The following is a 16478-nucleotide window of genomic DNA, read 5'->3' on the forward strand; positions in this document are numbered from 1 at the left end:
ATTTTTTTGATTCTCCAAATGGAAAATCCAGAGATAAAGGTGAACGCTCCGTTTCTCCATGTTATCTCTGTCCTCTCCGTTCTCGTGTAAAAATTTAGTTCTACCTATATATTTTTCATTTCCGCTTGTCCATCAGATAACTATTTGCCGCATATTTAGCTTCGTAAACGCTGCGTTGATTTCGAGCAGCATTACGCTGCAATAACCACTGTTGGGCCTCATTCTTCAAGGACCACATTTGTCCCTGAATTGACTCATCATAGCTTAAGATGTCTCGCAGCTTGTTTTGTTGCTCAGTGTTCATCTTATATGACCCCGCCGCCATATCAATCAGGCGGTCCACTACAACTTGACGTTCTTCCACAAATGCTCCTATCTGATCTGAGGATTTGTCAACTAGCCCATTGACCAACAATTCAGTCAAAGTAGCTAGTTCGTCCAAAGCCTCATCTATATCAACATTATGCCCCATCAAACGGTCCCAGCCGTTTGTTTATTGGCCAAAACCCAGGTCTCTCTTAATTCTTGCAAATAACCAAGAACTTCTTCTCCATGTTTCTTCTCTTTTTTTATGTTTGTTTGAATCAGCAAATGATTCATATATTCATATAGAACAAACAGATTTTCAGCAACCGGATAGGATTGATTCAAAGTCGACATCAATTCGCTTACAATAGTCTGAGCTTTGCCTAAGTTAATGTTTGCTTTTGAATAATCTTTGCTCTCAATACCATCGAGTCCAGCCTTTACAAAACGAATGGCACCATCATATAGCATGATAACCAGCTGTCCAGGTGTAGAGGTTTGCACTGATGAGTTTTTATATTTTTCATAAGGAGATGTAATCAACTTAGATCATCCTTTCTTTACTATTGTAAATAACTTGTTAAACTTGACGACTGGGATTGATACTTACTCATTGCAGTTTCCATAGCTGTAAATTGTTTATAATAGCGTGTTTCAGCATCTTTCATTTTACGTTCAAACTCCGTAATTCGACTGTTGTAATTTTTCAATTGTTTGCCCATTATACTGTCAGCATTCAGTGTAAAGCTTCCATCTGTATCTACTTTCGATGTACCTACTTTTTTCACAAACATTTCTAGAGGAGCGTTTAGTTCACTTCTTAATTGACTGAACAGAGATTTAGCTTTATCAACTGACGAGCTCCCTTGAAATATATTAACAACTTTTTCTGGATCTGTTGTTAACGCAGCTTTTAATTTAGTCTCATCAATCTTCAACTTTCCATTTTCGTAATATTGTCCGGTTGTTATACCGATCGAGCTCAAATCCCCTAATTTACTGGAAATAACCATCCGCATGGACGAGACAGCAGAACTTAAAATGGAGTCGTTCTTTAATAGCCCACTCTTTGCCTTTTCTTCCCACTGCTTAATCTCATCTTCCTTCATATCTTTTCTTTGATCCGCTGTTAACGGAGCGAAATCACGATACTTTTGTTCACTCATCTTGGTATTCATTAAACCCAACAATTCGTTGTAAGTATCAACAAAAGACTTAATCGTTTCCATAGCTTTTGCAGGATCTGATTGTGTTGTAATTTTTGCTGGGTCTGTAGTTCCTGTAGTTTCAAGGAAGGTAAGTTTCACACCATTGACTACAAGAGAATTTCCATCCGGGTTGTAGGTTCTTGTGCTATTGTCAGTTGTATTAGTAACGGTAACCTCGCCTGCTTCGGCAACTTTTACATTAGCACTGGTAATTCCGAATAACTCCATTAGCGTACTATCTTTAGATTGATTATTAGAGTCAGTCAATGTGATATTATTGTTCGTCCCGTAATCTTTAGCTGTGATAGAGAACTTACCACTAATTTCATCAAAGGTCGCAGTTACGTTAGCTCCCTCAGAATTTATTCGTCCAATCACTGCTTGGATAGAATCTGTTTTAAGAAAAGTTATGGTCTTATTATTAATGTTCAGCTCATACTTATCCGATGCTGCACTTCCTGCGATTTGTTCTAATGTAGTACTAGTAGTCGCATTAGGCGTAGTACTTCCAAAAGTACGCAGGCCATTAGTTGTTTGCATCCCAGACTTAGTTGCTAATTTACTAACAACTACAGACATCGGCGTACTGCTGGCATTAGCATTAGCATCAGCTTTAACAGCTGTTGTATTCCCTGTAACTGTAGACTGCTGCGTATTCATTGCATCCGAGAAGTTCATTTTTTGCAATTTATCACTTAATTGTACAATTTTACTGTTTAACTCTCGGTAACTATCTCGTGTCCACTCTAGAATTTGTTTTTGTTGAGTTAGTTTATTTAATGGTAACTTCTTAGCAGTCATTAATGACGTGACCATACTATCTATATCCATTCCAGAAAAACCATTTATACGCATTACAATCCCCCCTTAAACTTTTTCATCTATAATTATTCCAGCAATTTCCATCATATTAGCTACAAGATCAAGCGTTTTTTCAGGTGGAATCTCACGAATTAATTCGCCAGTTTCTTTATTTAAAACTTTCACTAGAATTTGATGTGTTTTTTCATGAACGCTCATTTCTAATGTTGTAGTTGGGCCTTGTAATGCTTTTACAGCTTTATCAATAGCTTTTATAAGTTGTTCATCTCCAAATGGAATGTTAACTCCTTGGCGTTCGAGTTTTGATAATTCCATTCCATTTTTAACAGCCTGTATGAGCTTACTATCATGACTAGCTGAAATATCACTAGATTGATTTACAGAACCTGACGTGCCATTCACCATACTAGTTGAAAGTGAGAACTGTAGATTCATCGTTCATCCCCCGATGGAATTATTTATTATATTTATCGGTTAGTATTGTAATAGATTGAAGAGTTAGGTGAAATTTTGAGGAAAAGAAAGGAGAGCCATTTAAGTTTATACTTTCTTAGGATCTAATTGAGATCATTACCTGAATAGATAAAATATAGGAAAATAAAAATCTATTAAAAAGGTTATCCCTAATTATAATAAAATGCGAACTAATTTTAATTTAACTTCTTTACACTGATCTTAATCTCAATCGATAACACGATGCAGTCGGGCAGGAGAACCAGCGATATATATCCAGTTCAAATGCCAAATGTTTCAAGTGAACGAACGTCTCAACTGCGGGATTTTCATTTAAAGTGGATCTCACACTTCATAGAACAATTAGTCTTATATAATTAACTTCGATTGACCCAGGAACACAGAGGGTATCTATCAGAAATTTTCTTTTCAATAACATTCATTAAAATCCGAACATTTAGTCTCTCATATACTTCATAGATTCTCTCAAATACGCTGTAGTCATCTACGGAATCCAGCAACTTCTTGTAAAAAATATTAGCATCATCTAATAGACCTAAATTGACGCAAGTATCACCCAACATTTTCAACAAGCGATTATTTTCAGGATATTTTTCATATAATTTTGTTAACAGATCAATAGCTATATCATTAAAACTGTAGGCAATAAGATCATCACAGACTTTTAACTTCGTATCAATACTACCTTGCCATGAATAATTTAGAATTTGCTCGAAAATTTCAAACTCTTGTAAGTGAATCAATTGAACTAACATTCGTTCTAAAATTTTTTCGATATTTGTCGTAAACTTTATATCATTTAAAGATTTTTTCTCTTTTATCTTCTTTAAAACTTCCCATTCTCTTTTACTAAGACTCAAGAGAGTTTTCGAAAGATCAAACAATGATCTATCATTCATAAGAATAGATAATAAAAGAATATCTTCTCCATTTTGATGCGTTAAATTATCTAAATCGTTCCATAATGAACTTGCAATTTCATATTTTTTAGCATATTGATATGCTACTGCCCTAACTTCAGGTTGAACAGTAAGATTATATTCATTTAGATATCTTTCTAACAGTGGGTGCCTTAGCTGATACAACACTTCTAATAATCGCTGAAGTTTATCACTACTAGATATTTTATATATTTGTTTAAAGCTATTGTATACATCATCTATAGGTATATTAACTTTGGACATAATTTGAAAAAATTTGGCTAAGCTAGCTACCAATTCATCATTTTCTTTTACTGATGCAATGATATGTTCATAACTTTTGGCAAATTGATACCTAGCCTCATACCATTCAGCTAGTCTATAGTGTGCTAAGTACCCTCCATTTCCTTCTGTAACAGACACCCCTATGTCACCAAGTTCAAGGCATCTATTCATTGTAGTTATGGCATCTTTAAAATAACCACACTCCATATAATATTGAGCTTGGAGATGCAGTATATCAATCTCATGAGGGTATACCGCTACTGCCCCTTTTAAAATCGAAAGCGCTTCTTGATACTTTCCTAATTCTCCTAAGTTCCGGCATAACAGCATTACTAATTCTGGGGCAAATAACTGATTTTTACTTAGGGAATATGCTTTTTGAAGAAAATCAATTGCTTTCTTATGCTCACCAACTAATGTGTACGTTTTCCCCATGTTAAACAGGTTATATCCATTAGGATTATCTCTAACCTCTGCTAGCATGAGTGAAAGGTTTCTCTTTGCTTTTCCTCTTTTCTCCATTATTTCTTCCGTATATCCTGAATGAATTATCTTTATATCAGTTAACGATGACTTATAACTCTGTCCTTCTCCTATTACATTTAGATGTTCATGTAGACGATTACGAAAGAATAGACCTCTGTGATTTGCAAAAAGTCGAATTGCTTGATGTTCAGTGGCTCTTCCTAAAGCCATAATATTGTGAATTTTCGTTACGTAATAGTCTGCTTCAATATTGATTTCTTTTTGTATATCAACCGACTTCTCTAAATATTCATCCGCATCCAGAACAAGTATATAATCTGTCGTAGCATACTTAATTGACTCATTTCTAGCAGCGGAAAAATCATCTGTCCAATCCATATGATATACATCATTTGTATATTCTTTAGCTATGTTAATAGTATCATCTTCGGATCCTGTATCCACAATTACGATTTGATTCACAACATCCTTTACACTGTTAAGGCACCTTCTAAGATACTCCTGTTCATTTTTTACAATCATGCACAATGCAATTGTTTTCATGATTATCTCCTATCTTTTCATATTTACGAAAGTCATACTAATACTAGTTATATCGGTAGAATCCTAAGTAGAAGTTAGATCTCTTTATAAAGAAGATCATACAAAAAAAGGGTTACTGAGAGAATTCTCAGTAACCCTTTCCTAACTAAATTAACGAAGCAATTGAAGAACTGCTTGTGGTTGTTGGTTAGCTTGTGCCAACATTGCTTGAGAAGCTTGTGCAAGAATATTATTTTTCGTTTGGTTCATCATTTCTTTCGCCATATCTACGTCACGAACACGGGATTCAGCAGCAGAAAGGTTCTCGGAAGTAGTACCCAAGTTGTTGATTGTATGCTCCAAACGGTTTTGGTTTGCACCTAATTTAGCACGCTCTGAGGATACTGATTTAATAGCTGCATCCAAAGTCGTAATAGCTGTATTAGCACCAGTTTGAGTGGAAATGTCCACTCCACTAATTCCTAGTGCAGAAGAACCCATGTCACCAATAGACAGTTCAATTTTTTGACCAGCATTGGCACCAATGTGGAAGACAGCGCCTTGAATACCACTTGCAGCACCAGTCAACAATTTTTTAGTATTGAACTCAGTATCAGTAGAGATACGTGTAACTTCGTTCAACAATTCAGTTACTTCTTTTTGCAATTCAGCGCGATCGTCATCAGTATTTGTATCGTTTGAAGATTGAACTGACAATTCACGAACACGTTGCAGGATACTATGTGTTTCGTTCAATGCACCCTCAGCAGTTTGAATCAAAGAGATACCATCTTGAGCATTTTTCGAAGCCATATCCAAACCGCGGATTTGTCCGCGCATTTTTTCGGAAATTGCCAAACCTGCTGCATCGTCACCTGCACGGTTGATACGAAGACCGGAAGACAATTTTTCGATAGCTTTGTTTGTGTTAGCTGTGTTTGTGTTCAATTGGCGATGAGTGTTCATCGCAGCGATATTGTGGTTGATAATCATTAGAAATTTCCTCCCTGAAAATAAGTTAGTTCCACATCCTTGTGGTAAACGCCGCGACATTAAGGTCGGCCGCCCTGCCGAAGCAGCGTCTAAATTATATATCGACAGATTGTAAGGAACTGTTTATAGCAAATTAGATTTTTTTATTTTTTATTTTTATTTTCCGTCTCACGGAGTAGTTCCATAAACGCCTCTACGTTAGGTACATGTGGGGTCGCAGACTCTCGGTTCGCCTGCTGAATAGACGCATAAACCTCCGAACGGAAAATATCAATATGCTTAGGAGCGGATATACCAATTCTAACCGTATCCCCTTCTACCGCCAGTACAGTCACCTCAATATGATCCTGGATGATTATGGACTCTCCTTTTTTGCGTGACAATACCAGCATCTTACACTCCACCCTTCCCTGAATTTGTATCTTTTGCTGGCCAGATCTGATGACGTGTCCCGTAGGAAGACTGGTGAAGTACCACTTGTTTTCCTATTTTCTTACTTGGGTTAAGGACTACAGGTGCAAGTAAATTCATTGTTGATGTACTCACTTCAGATTGTATGGTGACGATAGAGTAAACTGAAACCTCCTCATCAATTTCGAGTTCAGCTCTATCTGCTTCTGGTAACTCAAAAGTATAATCTGGGGCGAAAACAAATGGACTTACTAACAAAAAAGACAAGTCGGGTTCTTTTATAGACTGCAAATAGATAAACGGAGTGTCCTCCCATGGAATTAAAACAAACCGATTCTCTTCATCGAATCCGGGCAAGCCTTTTGAAAAATGATACACCTCTTCTTCTCCAACTTCGAGTTCTCCCCACATGCTTGTCTGAATATTAATGATAAACGCCTCCCTGGCGAAGATTTTATACAGAAAGAGCTATAGAAGTCTAAAGTCAAGACCATCTATAGCTCTATTATAACTTTTACATCCCTATATCTATAGCAGGCGGAGTATATTGTATTGAAGCATACTGCTTCACATAAATATCCAGTTTCCCCCGATGATACTCAATCTCTGGTTTATTCACGGTGACGTTTAATTCTGAGACAGCTGATTCGAAACGAATACTCGGTGCATGCGTCTCAAATCGTATATCAACGTTATCCATGGAAGCAGGTGTTCTTATTTCGGGAAAAGGTTTTGCTTTCCAATTAGTACCCACGATGTTAGCAATCGTATTACCAGCTTTGTGAATGGCAGCCAATTCATTCCCATGCTCAACACGTTCAGCCATGTTTTCAAGGAAATTTTTCTCAATTCCCGAATATATGCGTGCATTCATATCAATCACGTTTCCACCCGTATAGGCCGAGAATGCTCTGCTCTGATCAACCTCAAATCGGATCGGATGACTTTCTACAGTAAGCCTCGATGGGCGTGTTGTCATTTGGACATCTGCCTTGGGTTGGCGAATAGAATACTGACCCGGATCTGCGTCAATATGCAGCATAGAAGTAATTGCAAGAATCTGTACAATAGGAAGAACTTTCATAAGATCAACCTTCCTAGTTATCTAAGGAAATCAACCAAGGATTGAGAAATAATTTTCGCACCTGCTGATAACGATGCATTATAGATATTTTCCTGAATCTTTGATTGGATTGACATTTCTGCAAAATCAGCGTCCTCCACCTTAGATTGCAGGTCAGTCAAATTGACTTCAAGATCACTCAATCTTCCTTGCATAAGATCAACTCTATTTGTTTTAGCCCCAACCTCAGCACGAAGAGCCAATATTTTATCTGTACGACTGTCTATCGTATCAAGCTGATTAGACAACTCATTTAGGTTTCCATCAGTAAGCGCCTGACTAATCGTATTAAAGATAACAAATAAATTGTCTGTTTCTATAGAGTTTCCGAAAAACTCATTTCCGGTCACATTAATCGGCATTTGAATACTCTCGCCAACAATGAAGTTTATCTTACCATGGTCGGTTATTACCGCAGCAGCATTAGTTGTATCAAATGATCCATCTGCGCTTGCTGGAAAATCATAAGGTTTTTGATCATAAGTTTCACCATTGAAAATGTATTTCCCATTTAGCTTACTATTTGCAATATCAACAAGTTGCGCCTTAAGTTGCTTAACCTCTTCGTTAATGCTATTCAGTGCCTCTTGGGGGTTAGTTCCGGTAGCTGCCTGTACTGTTAGCTCCCTTAGACGTCCAATTACACTCCCAGTCTGGTCCATCACCGTATCATTAAACTCTAGCCATGAAATTGTGCTATCTACGTTCTTTTGATACTGTTCATTAGAAGATAGCTCAGCACGATAACGAAGGGAGTACGTAATGCCTACCGGATCGTCAGATGGTTTGTTGATCTTCCGTCCTGTTGCCAGTTGAGTTTGTGTATTGTTCATCTGTTGGGCATTCCGATTCAAGTTAAGAATCAATTGCGAGCTCAACATATTATTCGTAATTCTCATCGTCTGTTATGTCACTCCTTTCTTAATTATCTGCCAACCATACCGGTAGAATTAATCAGTTTATCAAGTAATTGGTCATATGTGGTCATAAAACGTGCAGAAGCACTGTAAGCATGCTGGAATTTGATCATGTTGGCCATCTCTTCATCCAACGACACACCACTAACAGACTGACGTCTAGTGTCTACTTGCTCAACCAAAAATTCCGAGTTTGATGTCTGACGGGCAGCTTCCTGAGATTGAACACCCAGCTGTCCAACGATCGCACTAAATTGAGCACCAATCGTTGCATTCCGTAAACCATCAACGGATTTCATTGGAGTATCCTTCAAATTAGCAAGCAAATTAGCCAGAGTATTGTTACCTTTGATCACCGTTTCTGCTCCTGACGAATCCGTAGTGGTTCGGAGTGAGGTTGCAATTTTATTCGGGTCAGCCAAGATATCGGCATTCAATGAAATATTGCCGGCTGTAATTGCTGTTCCGCCACCCGCTGCTGTAAAGAAAGGTACTCCTGGCGAATTGGTTCCATCCATACTGTATCCAAGTTGGTGCAGACCGTTCAGACCTTTGACTGTAACCTTCAGATCTGTTGCCAGCGTCCGCGCTGCACCTGTGTATGTAACTCCATCAAGTACAGTATTATCCGGTAAGACAGAACCCGCAGGGAGGGTGATCTCAATATCACCGTTGGCAAGCGTATTCGCTAAGTCATCCATTTGTTTCTGATAATCCGTCACCAAAGTGTCTCTGGACTTGATCATTCCGTGAACTTCGCCGTTGTTGAGCGTGCCAGCTGTATATGCAGCATTCAGAAAAGCAGGATCTACCGCTACTTGTACCGCCCCGCCAGTGACGAGTGCCTGTCCATTCATCTGAACCTGGTATCCTTGCGGAGAATCCGTAACGGTAATGTTCATGATCTTGGACAACTTGTCTGTCATCAGATCACGTTGGTCACGCAAATCGTTGGCATTGTCGCCAAGGGACTCGACTTTTACAATGGCGCTATTAAGGTTTGCAATATTACCAAGGTAACCCTGAATTTCATTACTTTTCACAGCGATGTTACTATCCAAATCCTGACTAAGTGCATCCAGTTGGCGGCTGATCTGATTCATCGCATCGGTCAGAGCTAACGTCGTTTCTTTCACGATCCGCCGTGCTGTAACATCTTCAGGATTCTTACTCAGGTCTGACCATGATTTGTAGAAGTTATCCATAACAGTTCGAAAACCAGTGTCCGATGGTTCGTTTACAATAGCCTCAAGTTTCTCAAGTGTATCTCGTTGAATGGACCAACTCCCGAAGTTGGTATTTTCATTGCGATACTGATCATCCAGAAATTTCTCACGCACACGTGTAATGGAATCGAATTCCACCCCTGTACCGAGTTGTCCTGGTGTTGTGCTATGCAGAAATGCGAACGGCTCCATTGGAATAGATGCCTGCATGTTTACCTTTTGGCGTGAGTAACCTTCCGTGTTGGCATTCGCTATGTTATGGCCTGTTGTGCTAAGAGCTGTCGTCTGTGTGAACAAACTGCGTTTAGCCGTTTCGATTGAATGAAATGTAGATGTCACCTGGTTTCCCCCTAATTAATCAGGCACGCGTGTCAAACAGACCGATTCGCCCTGGATTACCGTTCTTATCAGCAGGATGCTGATATGTGGCATCCTGCTCTGGTCGAGAAGCGAAGATGTCCATTGAGAGATCAATAAACATCAAGGATTGCTCGATTAGCATTTGATTCAGTTGATTAATTTCTTTTAACTCCTGCAGTGTTCCCGCCAGCTTCTTCTGGACTTCGAGCAATCGCAGTTTGTCAGCCGGATCAAAAATCAGTTTCGAGATTTCGGTGATATTCAGGTTCAACATGGACTTGATGCCTCGCTCCTGTAGCAGTTCGTGAACTGCGCTCTGCCGCTCGATCTCCAATGGCTCCTGTTGTTTCATGAAACGAGATTCTTTGTTGAGGAGGGCAATGAGTTCATCCACATCGTTTTTGACAATGATCTGTCTCTTGACCTCGCTGAGTGCCAGCATATCGCGGTGACTTTGTTCCATTTGCTGCAAAACTGCAATTAATCTGTCCAGTGCTGCCATTACGTGATCACCTATTCCTTATCAAAAGACTTAAAATACGGCAGCAGCTTGTCAGCAAGCTTGCTACTGTCTACCTGATACGTTCCCGAACTCACCTGTTCTTTGAGTTCCTGTATCCGTTGTATGCGTCCTGCATCCTGTGTACGACTTTGTTCCTCAAGCATCTTCATCGCCTCCGGAGAAATGGATACTTCGTCCTTACGGCGGCTCTTCTTGGCATCAGCCTGCTGATTGGATTCAACGTTCCTTTGATATGAATTGATGGCGCCAATTCTACTCGGTTCATTGATTTTCATTTAAAATACACTTCCTTCCATATTAGGGTTCTACGACGATATACGTTTTTCTTACTTTATCTTTATGCTCTAAAAATAATTAGGATAATTAAAAAAACCGATAATCTTTAATAAGTTTATCGGTACGTTTCAAAACATTTGTTATAGCAAAACATGTATTTGAGCCCTCGCTCCTATTAATCGCGTAGTTTGTCGACAGCATTGTAGGTTCGTCCGCCTACATTGTTGTTATCCTTCTGACCTACTTCACGAGCTGCTCCTGCCAAGTCTTTCGTTAAACGATTACGGCAAGAGTCACACATGTGACCTTCACGAATCAATGTTCCACATACTTCACAAGGATACATCATATTCGGGGCGTTCTCGATGGAAATTCGTCCCTCACGGATGAACTTGGTAATGTTTTTAATTGAAACTTCTGTTGCATCAGATAGTTCCTGTATGTTGGTGCCTTTGTTTTCGCGCAAATAATCTACACAGATCTGATATTCCTTCTCTATTTCCTTAATACAGTTTGAACATACATCTCGAAAATTCAACGCATATAATTTACCACAGCGAGGACAATTACCTAGATTCATCGCTAAAACGCCCCTCTCAAACTTCCATTTCCGAATAGATAATAACTATACATTACCTTATTTTCTCGGATGAAGCCATAGTCTATTTACAAAACAAAAGTGGGAACAGGATGCATATATACGAAAGCCAACTCATGGCCATTTTTAAAAAAAAATAGCTCCAATCTCTTCCCACAGAGCATGCTATTCGCACACTAAAAACAATTTTATTCCATAAATACATTAAAAGCCTATGTATTAATCAGGATCTTGCCAGTGTTAATGTGTAAATCTCAACCGGAATTTCCATGGAGAAGCCAGCATTCGAGATGGCCTGTCCACAAGCGTCCAAGGTACTGCCTGTTGTGTATATATCATCGATCAGCAGGATCTGTATGGGTTCATCATGTGACATGCCCTTTTTTGCTGTCAGATGAGATCCCCTGTATAGTTTTTCAATTAAATGAATGCCTTCGGGGTTGATGGAAAAAGCGTTCTTCATCGTTTCGATACGTTCACCGCGTGATTTGAAGCTTTGTTTGGTGGTGTTGATCTGGCGCTGCAACAGATCAACGATAGGCAGGCGGCAGGCGGTGGCAAGCCCAGCAGCCAGCCGCTCCGCCTGATTGAAGCCGCGCTCGGCCAGGCGCTCGCTGCTCACCGGAACATAAGTGACCGCGTCAGGCCGCCATTGCGGCTTCGTTGGTTGAGCAGGCGTGGCGAGATGAGCCACGGGGGCTGGGGGTTCTTTTGCCAAAGTAGAGCTGTGTTCCTCGCTCATCGCTTGAAAGGCTTGAATCAACAGCGTGGTTAAGAGCGGCGCGTATCGTTCATGACCTCTGAATTTGTACATGCCTATCCATTCTTTCATAAGAGGGGTGTACTGTACGGCGCTGCGGTTGAGGATAAAAGAACGGTTTTGCATATGTGGACGAGCACAATCCGGGCATCCGACACCGCGACCACAATGCAGACAGCGGATGGAACGAATCCATGGAATCTGCTTTACACATCGTGGGCATATACCCGGATAGAGCGAGGAAAGAATCGCCCGAGTGCCGCATGTCAGACAAGTCGCTCCCGGTGGGGCGAGCAGATGATGGAGGCGTTGGGTAAGGTGCTGAGCATGATCGGTGATGTTGTTGAGCCAGTTAAACATAATGGTGTAAACCTCCAATCTGGTCTGGAGAATCTAATGGTATGTACGGAAATATACACTGTGTGTAATTTGAAATATGGATGCTAATACATATATTTAGGCAGAAAACAATTATTTCTGGGATGGCGGATGCAGGTAGCCTTTGCGACGAGCGATGGTGTTCATTTTCCGTATCTGGGCAACGGCCTTTACCTGGGAACGTGTCCGACGAGACGATGCGAAAACCACTCTACCCGCCGGGTCGTCCATGGAACGCCCTGCTCTGCCCGCCATTTGAACCAGTGAAGCTTCATCAAAGAGTCCATTGTCTGCATCCAATATAAAGACATCGCTCCGCGGAATGGTCACGCCACGCTCCAGAATTGTGGTGGTTACAAGCAGACGAATTGTGCGTTCACGAAAGGATATAACTTTGCTGGCGCGATCGGGGTCCTGAGATGACGTTCCTTCAATATGTATCCCGGGATAGGCGCGGCGCATCAGATTCACAAACGCCTCAATCTGGGCAATGCGTGTCACAAACACAAATACCTGGGCGTCACGCTGCAATGAAATTTGGATGTTAGATTTCAAAGAAGACGGAAGATTTCGTTTCCTAATACATTCAGCAACGGTAACCATCTTAATCAATCTTGGCACGGGCAAAGGATGTCGGTGGAAACGTACTGGAACTTTGGCATGAGTGAGTTTTCCCTGCGCTGCTTCCCTCTGTAGCCGAGTTGGTGGTGTAGCAGACAGATAGACGAAATTGCCCTCCGGTTTACAGGAAGATGCCGCCGCGTGGGCGAGCATGGGATCGTTATGGTACGGGTAGGCATCCAGTTCATCGATGATCACGAGATCAAATCCCTGATAAAAACGCATCAGTTGGTGTGTGGTCGCAAGCGTGAGTTGAGCATCTTTCCAGCGTTCGTCACTGCCTCCGTAAAGGGTAGCGAGGGAGGTGTCCGGAAAGGCTTTGGCCAGACGCGGAGCCAGTTCCAGTACCACATCCCTGCGCGGCGTAGCGACCAGCGCTCGTCCACCACGATCCAATGTATGTTGGAGCAGCGGGAATATCATTTCCGTCTTGCCGGCCCCGGTCACGGCCCACAGCAAGAACTGCCCCGGCCCATCCCCTGCGGGTGGGCGGGCCAAAAACGCAAGCGCCGCGGCTGCTGCCGCGCTCTGCGCTGCGCTAAGCCCCCACCGGGCGAGCCCGCCGCCGGTGGGGGCCATGGCCGTGCCACGCGGTGCTTCACCGCGTACTGGCACGGCCCCTTGCGCTGCACTGCGTAGCAGCAGCGCACAAGCACGGCTGCGCCCCAGCGCGAGGCAGGCCTCGCAGTAGGCGCACGCCGCCAGGCCGCAGGCAGCGCAGGGCACGCGCTGCCTGGCTTCGCTGCCACAGCGGTGGCAGCGGGGCGCGCTCCGCGCGCGTCCAAGCCACGCGTGCCGACGGCGCGTGGCAGGCCCTTGGAGGGCGGCTGTGATACTCAGCCGCCCGTGCAAGCGCGCGCGCTGCGCAGCCGCGCGCCACTCCCTTGGCGGCTGGGCGGTATCCGCCAGCAACGCCTCCGCCTCGGCCGCCAGTAATTGGCGGCCGCTGATCCGCTCAGCCAGCAGGGCCGCGTCCCGCTCCAGCTGAGCCCACTGCCCGGCGGGATACGATGGCGGCATCCCGCCTACCTGAATGCGACGCGCAGCGACACTCCCTGCTTTGCCCGCTACACCTTTTCTCGCCTCAACTTCCCCCGAGGCCAGTTCATATACATCCAGCTTCCGCGCAAGATAACTCTGCCATTCGCGCTGGCCCCACTGATCCATGCTTCGCTCCATCTCAAAATGTTCAACCAACCAGGATGCCTGACTTAACGGCATCGTCGTGTCTAACAGCAACCAGCGCAGCATATGTTGCCCACTTCCTCCCTCCAGCCACCAAGCCACATCCACTCGAATGTCGAGTGATAACATCATGCTCCACCCTTCCCCTATACGGCACACATATAAAGCAACCTTCATTTACTCTCCTCCCCCATCGTAATTTTTCCGAACGCAAAAAAGCACATGCCAACCCGGCTATTCGCCGGCGCATGTGCTTCATGTCCATATCCAATCTTCTTATGATCAATCTACTTATGACTATACCAATTGAATCTTCACAGCACAAGGTTATTCACGCATCATACAATTCTTCTAATAACCAGAATCTTTCTATAAAATTGCGAAACTTTTTCCAATCTCTATCGTCTATACTTTTAAATTAAGAGTTCTGACTTCGAAAATCTTATTTCCATGATCAGGAACTCCTCAAACCCAGGCAATAACCATAGATTGCATAAAAACCCATTTTTAATTTAAAAGCAGACTTGGCTACAATTACAAAAAAAGACTACAGCTTCTGCTGTAATCTTTTCACTGTAGATCTACGAAATGTTAATCCCATTTCCCGTTCAGATGATGATTTATTGCTCAGACTCACGCAAATCGATCAGTCGAAAAGTGTGATCGGTCTGTGCTATCCGTTCAATATCATCAGGGACAGCAGGCAGATAAGATGTCTCCATTCCTTGCCTTTGCATCAACTTTTCAATAATCGTAATCGTTTCCGCTTCTGTACGATCAGCAACAACGGTTAATCTGAAGCTCTTTCCACGGTATAACAATTCCCGGCAAAGTGCTCTTACAATGCCTTCGATCCGCCCTGCCTGATTGGAAGGGATGAGCAAGATCTGCTCGAATCCTTCAGATTCCGGACGAGAAAGATGGCGCTGGTGCATGGCATGAACGGCCATTGCCGCCAGGAAGTATATGAGCAGAATCATAGTCAGATGAGCAACCATGGCAACTGCACCTCCTCGGAAGGTCATGCTCACCCATGGCGAACATCCCTGTATACAACAAGTATATGCTGTACTTCCTGAAGGGTTACACTTGCATTTCCCATCACTCATATTCCACGCTGATCGACACCGGACGAAGAAAGACAGGCCAGGTCATTCATTCACGCCTAAGCTTGAACACATGTTCCGCACAACCTTACGCTTTGCTCTTTTGCAGTGATAAAGTCCATTAACCCGCAGACCAATCCAGCATTCTGGAAAGGGCGCGAGTGAACACCAATCTATACTTCGTCAAGGTTGAATCAACCAATGGACTGACTTACCATAAGAATACTGCTTCTACGATAAACATAAGGTATTAGAGCGTAACCCAACCATATTTGATCGAATTGATAACAGCTTGTGTACGGTCGTCCACTTCCATCTTCTGCAGAATACTGCTGACATGGTTTTTTACTGTTTTTTCACTGATGAACAGGAATTCACCAATCATTTTGTTGCTCTTACCTTCTGCCATTAAGCGAAGCACTTCAGCCTCACGACGTGTGAGCGGGTTATTGTCACCAGCGACAAATTTAACGCCCGCTTCCTTCGAAGCTCCTTCACTCATCGCCCCTGTTTCATTAAGATACGTCATACGACGCAGCTGCATGATCAGTTTGCCTGTTACTTTTGGATGGATGAACGCATGTCCTTCATGCACGGAACGAATCGCATTGATCAGAGACTCGGCCTCCATATCCTTCAGCAAGTACCCGTTAGCCCCTTTGCGAAGCGTCTCAAACACATAACTTTCATCATCATGAATGGACAAGATAATGACTTTGACATCAGGGAACAGCTCACGCAATTTCTCCGTTGCTTCAACCCCATTTTCAATCGGCATGTTGATATCCATCAATACGATATCCGGTTTATCCTGATTGCAGAATTCGAGCACTTGAATTCCATCGCCGCATTCGCCGATGACCTCAATGTCGTCCTCCATATTTAAAATGCGTTTCAGTCCCTCACGGAACAGCTGATGATCATCAGCCAAAAGAACTTTAATCGATGCTTTACCAGTATCACGGTTTTCCATCATCC

The 16478-nt window shown here is 42.5% G+C and carries 19 protein-coding genes; 1 reads left to right on the top strand and 18 read right to left on the bottom strand.

The genetic code is table 11. From position 1 onward, the window contains the following. Positions 1–115: 115 nt before the first annotated feature. The 15 genes from MKY85_RS26905 to MKY85_RS26975 all read right to left on the bottom strand — a co-directional run bounded on the left by MKY85_RS26905 (position 116) and on the right by MKY85_RS26975 (position 12264). Complete coding sequence (locus tag MKY85_RS26905; RefSeq protein WP_342571179.1) at positions 116–472, bottom strand: hypothetical protein; 357 nt, start codon at positions 470–472, stop codon at positions 116–118. Next, positions 472–849, bottom strand: a complete 378-nt coding sequence (gene fliS / locus MKY85_RS26910) for a flagellar export chaperone FliS (RefSeq protein ID WP_342571180.1) — start codon at positions 847–849, stop codon at positions 472–474. The genes MKY85_RS26905 and fliS overlap by 1 nt, the downstream gene beginning before the upstream one ends. A gap of 20 nt (positions 850–869) precedes the next feature. After that, positions 870–2369, bottom strand: coding sequence for a flagellar filament capping protein FliD (fliD, locus tag MKY85_RS26915; RefSeq protein WP_342571181.1), 1500 nt, complete (start codon positions 2367–2369; stop codon positions 870–872). 12 nt (positions 2370–2381) lie between these two features. Further along, positions 2382–2771 carry a flagellar protein FlaG gene (locus MKY85_RS26920; protein ID WP_342571182.1) on the bottom strand — a complete coding sequence of 130 codons (390 nt, stop codon included), beginning with the start codon at positions 2769–2771 and terminating at the stop codon, positions 2382–2384. A 395-nt stretch (positions 2772–3166) separates the two neighbouring features. After that, positions 3167–5044: a glycosyltransferase gene (locus MKY85_RS26925; RefSeq protein ID WP_342571183.1), complete on the bottom strand. Its 1878-nt coding sequence runs from the start codon at positions 5042–5044 to the stop codon at positions 3167–3169. Between the two features lie 150 nt (positions 5045–5194). Beyond that, positions 5195–6016, bottom strand: coding sequence for a flagellin (locus MKY85_RS26930; protein ID WP_342571184.1), 822 nt, complete (start codon positions 6014–6016; stop codon positions 5195–5197). 143 nt (positions 6017–6159) lie between these two features. Continuing rightward, a complete protein-coding gene (gene csrA, locus MKY85_RS26935) occupies positions 6160–6408 on the bottom strand; it encodes a carbon storage regulator CsrA (protein WP_342571185.1) in 249 nt (82 codons plus the stop codon). A 1-nt stretch (position 6409) separates the two neighbouring features. Beyond that, positions 6410–6838 carry a flagellar assembly protein FliW gene (gene fliW / locus MKY85_RS26940; protein WP_342571186.1) on the bottom strand — a complete coding sequence of 143 codons (429 nt, stop codon included), beginning with the start codon at positions 6836–6838 and terminating at the stop codon, positions 6410–6412. Positions 6839–6941: 103 nt separating this feature from the next. Next, positions 6942–7511: a DUF6470 family protein gene (locus tag MKY85_RS26945; RefSeq protein ID WP_342571187.1), complete on the bottom strand. Its 570-nt coding sequence runs from the start codon at positions 7509–7511 to the stop codon at positions 6942–6944. A gap of 17 nt (positions 7512–7528) precedes the next feature. After that, positions 7529–8449 carry a flagellar hook-associated protein FlgL gene (gene flgL / locus MKY85_RS26950; RefSeq protein WP_342571188.1) on the bottom strand — a complete coding sequence of 307 codons (921 nt, stop codon included), beginning with the start codon at positions 8447–8449 and terminating at the stop codon, positions 7529–7531. Between the two features lie 26 nt (positions 8450–8475). Next, positions 8476–10032 (bottom strand): flagellar hook-associated protein FlgK, encoded by a 1557-nt coding sequence (gene flgK, locus MKY85_RS26955; protein WP_342571189.1) that lies wholly within the window; start codon positions 10030–10032, stop codon positions 8476–8478. A gap of 19 nt (positions 10033–10051) precedes the next feature. After that, on the bottom strand, positions 10052–10555 hold the full coding sequence (locus tag MKY85_RS26960) for a flagellar protein FlgN (RefSeq protein ID WP_342571190.1): 504 nt from the start codon (positions 10553–10555) through the stop codon (positions 10052–10054). Between the two features lie 11 nt (positions 10556–10566). After that, positions 10567–10851, bottom strand: coding sequence for a flagellar biosynthesis anti-sigma factor FlgM (gene flgM, locus MKY85_RS26965; protein ID WP_047840678.1), 285 nt, complete (start codon positions 10849–10851; stop codon positions 10567–10569). Positions 10852–11027: 176 nt separating this feature from the next. After that, entirely contained in the window at positions 11028–11432 is a 405-nt protein-coding gene (locus tag MKY85_RS26970; protein ID WP_310340768.1) for a TIGR03826 family flagellar region protein, read from the bottom strand. A gap of 241 nt (positions 11433–11673) precedes the next feature. Next, the gene (locus tag MKY85_RS26975; RefSeq protein WP_342571191.1) at positions 11674–12264 is read right to left on the bottom strand and encodes a ComF family protein; all 591 of its coding nucleotides are present in this window, start codon (positions 12262–12264) and stop codon (positions 11674–11676) included. A 72-nt stretch (positions 12265–12336) separates the two neighbouring features. On the opposite strand from MKY85_RS26975, the gene MKY85_RS26980 reads away from it, so the two are divergent. After that, positions 12337–12657 carry a hypothetical protein gene (locus tag MKY85_RS26980; RefSeq protein WP_342571192.1) on the top strand — a complete coding sequence of 107 codons (321 nt, stop codon included), beginning with the start codon at positions 12337–12339 and terminating at the stop codon, positions 12655–12657. 24 nt (positions 12658–12681) lie between these two features. Here the strand turns inward: MKY85_RS26980 and MKY85_RS26985 are convergent, their stop codons facing one another. The 3 genes from MKY85_RS26985 to MKY85_RS26995 form a co-directional block, all read right to left on the bottom strand. After that, a complete protein-coding gene (locus MKY85_RS26985; RefSeq protein WP_342571193.1) occupies positions 12682–13824 on the bottom strand; it encodes a helicase-related protein in 1143 nt (380 codons plus the stop codon). A 1190-nt stretch (positions 13825–15014) separates the two neighbouring features. Then, positions 15015–15425: a hypothetical protein gene (locus MKY85_RS26990; RefSeq protein ID WP_342571194.1), complete on the bottom strand. Its 411-nt coding sequence runs from the start codon at positions 15423–15425 to the stop codon at positions 15015–15017. A 325-nt stretch (positions 15426–15750) separates the two neighbouring features. Then, positions 15751–16473, bottom strand: a complete 723-nt coding sequence (locus MKY85_RS26995; RefSeq protein WP_026081439.1) for a response regulator transcription factor — start codon at positions 16471–16473, stop codon at positions 15751–15753. Positions 16474–16478 lie beyond the last annotated feature (5 nt).

The organism is Paenibacillus sp. FSL R5-0749 (genome assembly GCF_038595085.1).
Lineage (GTDB): Bacteria > Bacillota > Bacilli > Paenibacillales > Paenibacillaceae > Paenibacillus.

Excerpts from the sequence above, each read along its gene's own strand:
- MKY85_RS26905 (WP_342571179.1), bottom strand. The coding sequence starts at position 472 with ATGGGGCATAATGTTGATATAGATGAGGCTTTGGACGAACTAGCTACT.
- fliD (WP_342571181.1), bottom strand. The coding sequence starts at position 2,369 with ATGCGTATAAATGGTTTTTCTGGAATGGATATAGATAGTATGGTCACG.
- MKY85_RS26920 (WP_342571182.1), bottom strand. The coding sequence starts at position 2,771 with ATGAATCTACAGTTCTCACTTTCAACTAGTATGGTGAATGGCACGTCA.
- MKY85_RS26925 (WP_342571183.1), bottom strand. The coding sequence starts at position 5,044 with ATGAAAACAATTGCATTGTGCATGATTGTAAAAAATGAACAGGAGTAT.
- MKY85_RS26930 (WP_342571184.1), bottom strand. The coding sequence starts at position 6,016 with ATGATTATCAACCACAATATCGCTGCGATGAACACTCATCGCCAATTG.
- csrA (WP_342571185.1), bottom strand. The coding sequence starts at position 6,408 with ATGCTGGTATTGTCACGCAAAAAAGGAGAGTCCATAATCATCCAGGAT.
- fliW (WP_342571186.1), bottom strand. The coding sequence starts at position 6,838 with ATGTGGGGAGAACTCGAAGTTGGAGAAGAAGAGGTGTATCATTTTTCA.
- MKY85_RS26945 (WP_342571187.1), bottom strand. The coding sequence starts at position 7,511 with ATGAAAGTTCTTCCTATTGTACAGATTCTTGCAATTACTTCTATGCTG.
- flgL (WP_342571188.1), bottom strand. The coding sequence starts at position 8,449 with ATGAGAATTACGAATAATATGTTGAGCTCGCAATTGATTCTTAACTTG.
- MKY85_RS26960 (WP_342571190.1), bottom strand. The coding sequence starts at position 10,555 with ATGGCAGCACTGGACAGATTAATTGCAGTTTTGCAGCAAATGGAACAA.
- flgM (WP_047840678.1), bottom strand. The coding sequence starts at position 10,851 with ATGAAAATCAATGAACCGAGTAGAATTGGCGCCATCAATTCATATCAA.
- MKY85_RS26970 (WP_310340768.1), bottom strand. The coding sequence starts at position 11,432 with ATGAATCTAGGTAATTGTCCTCGCTGTGGTAAATTATATGCGTTGAAT.
- MKY85_RS26975 (WP_342571191.1), bottom strand. The coding sequence starts at position 12,264 with ATGTACAAATTCAGAGGTCATGAACGATACGCGCCGCTCTTAACCACG.
- MKY85_RS26980 (WP_342571192.1), top strand. The coding sequence starts at position 12,337 with ATGTGGACGAGCACAATCCGGGCATCCGACACCGCGACCACAATGCAG.
- MKY85_RS26995 (WP_026081439.1), bottom strand. The coding sequence starts at position 16,473 with ATGGAAAACCGTGATACTGGTAAAGCATCGATTAAAGTTCTTTTGGCT.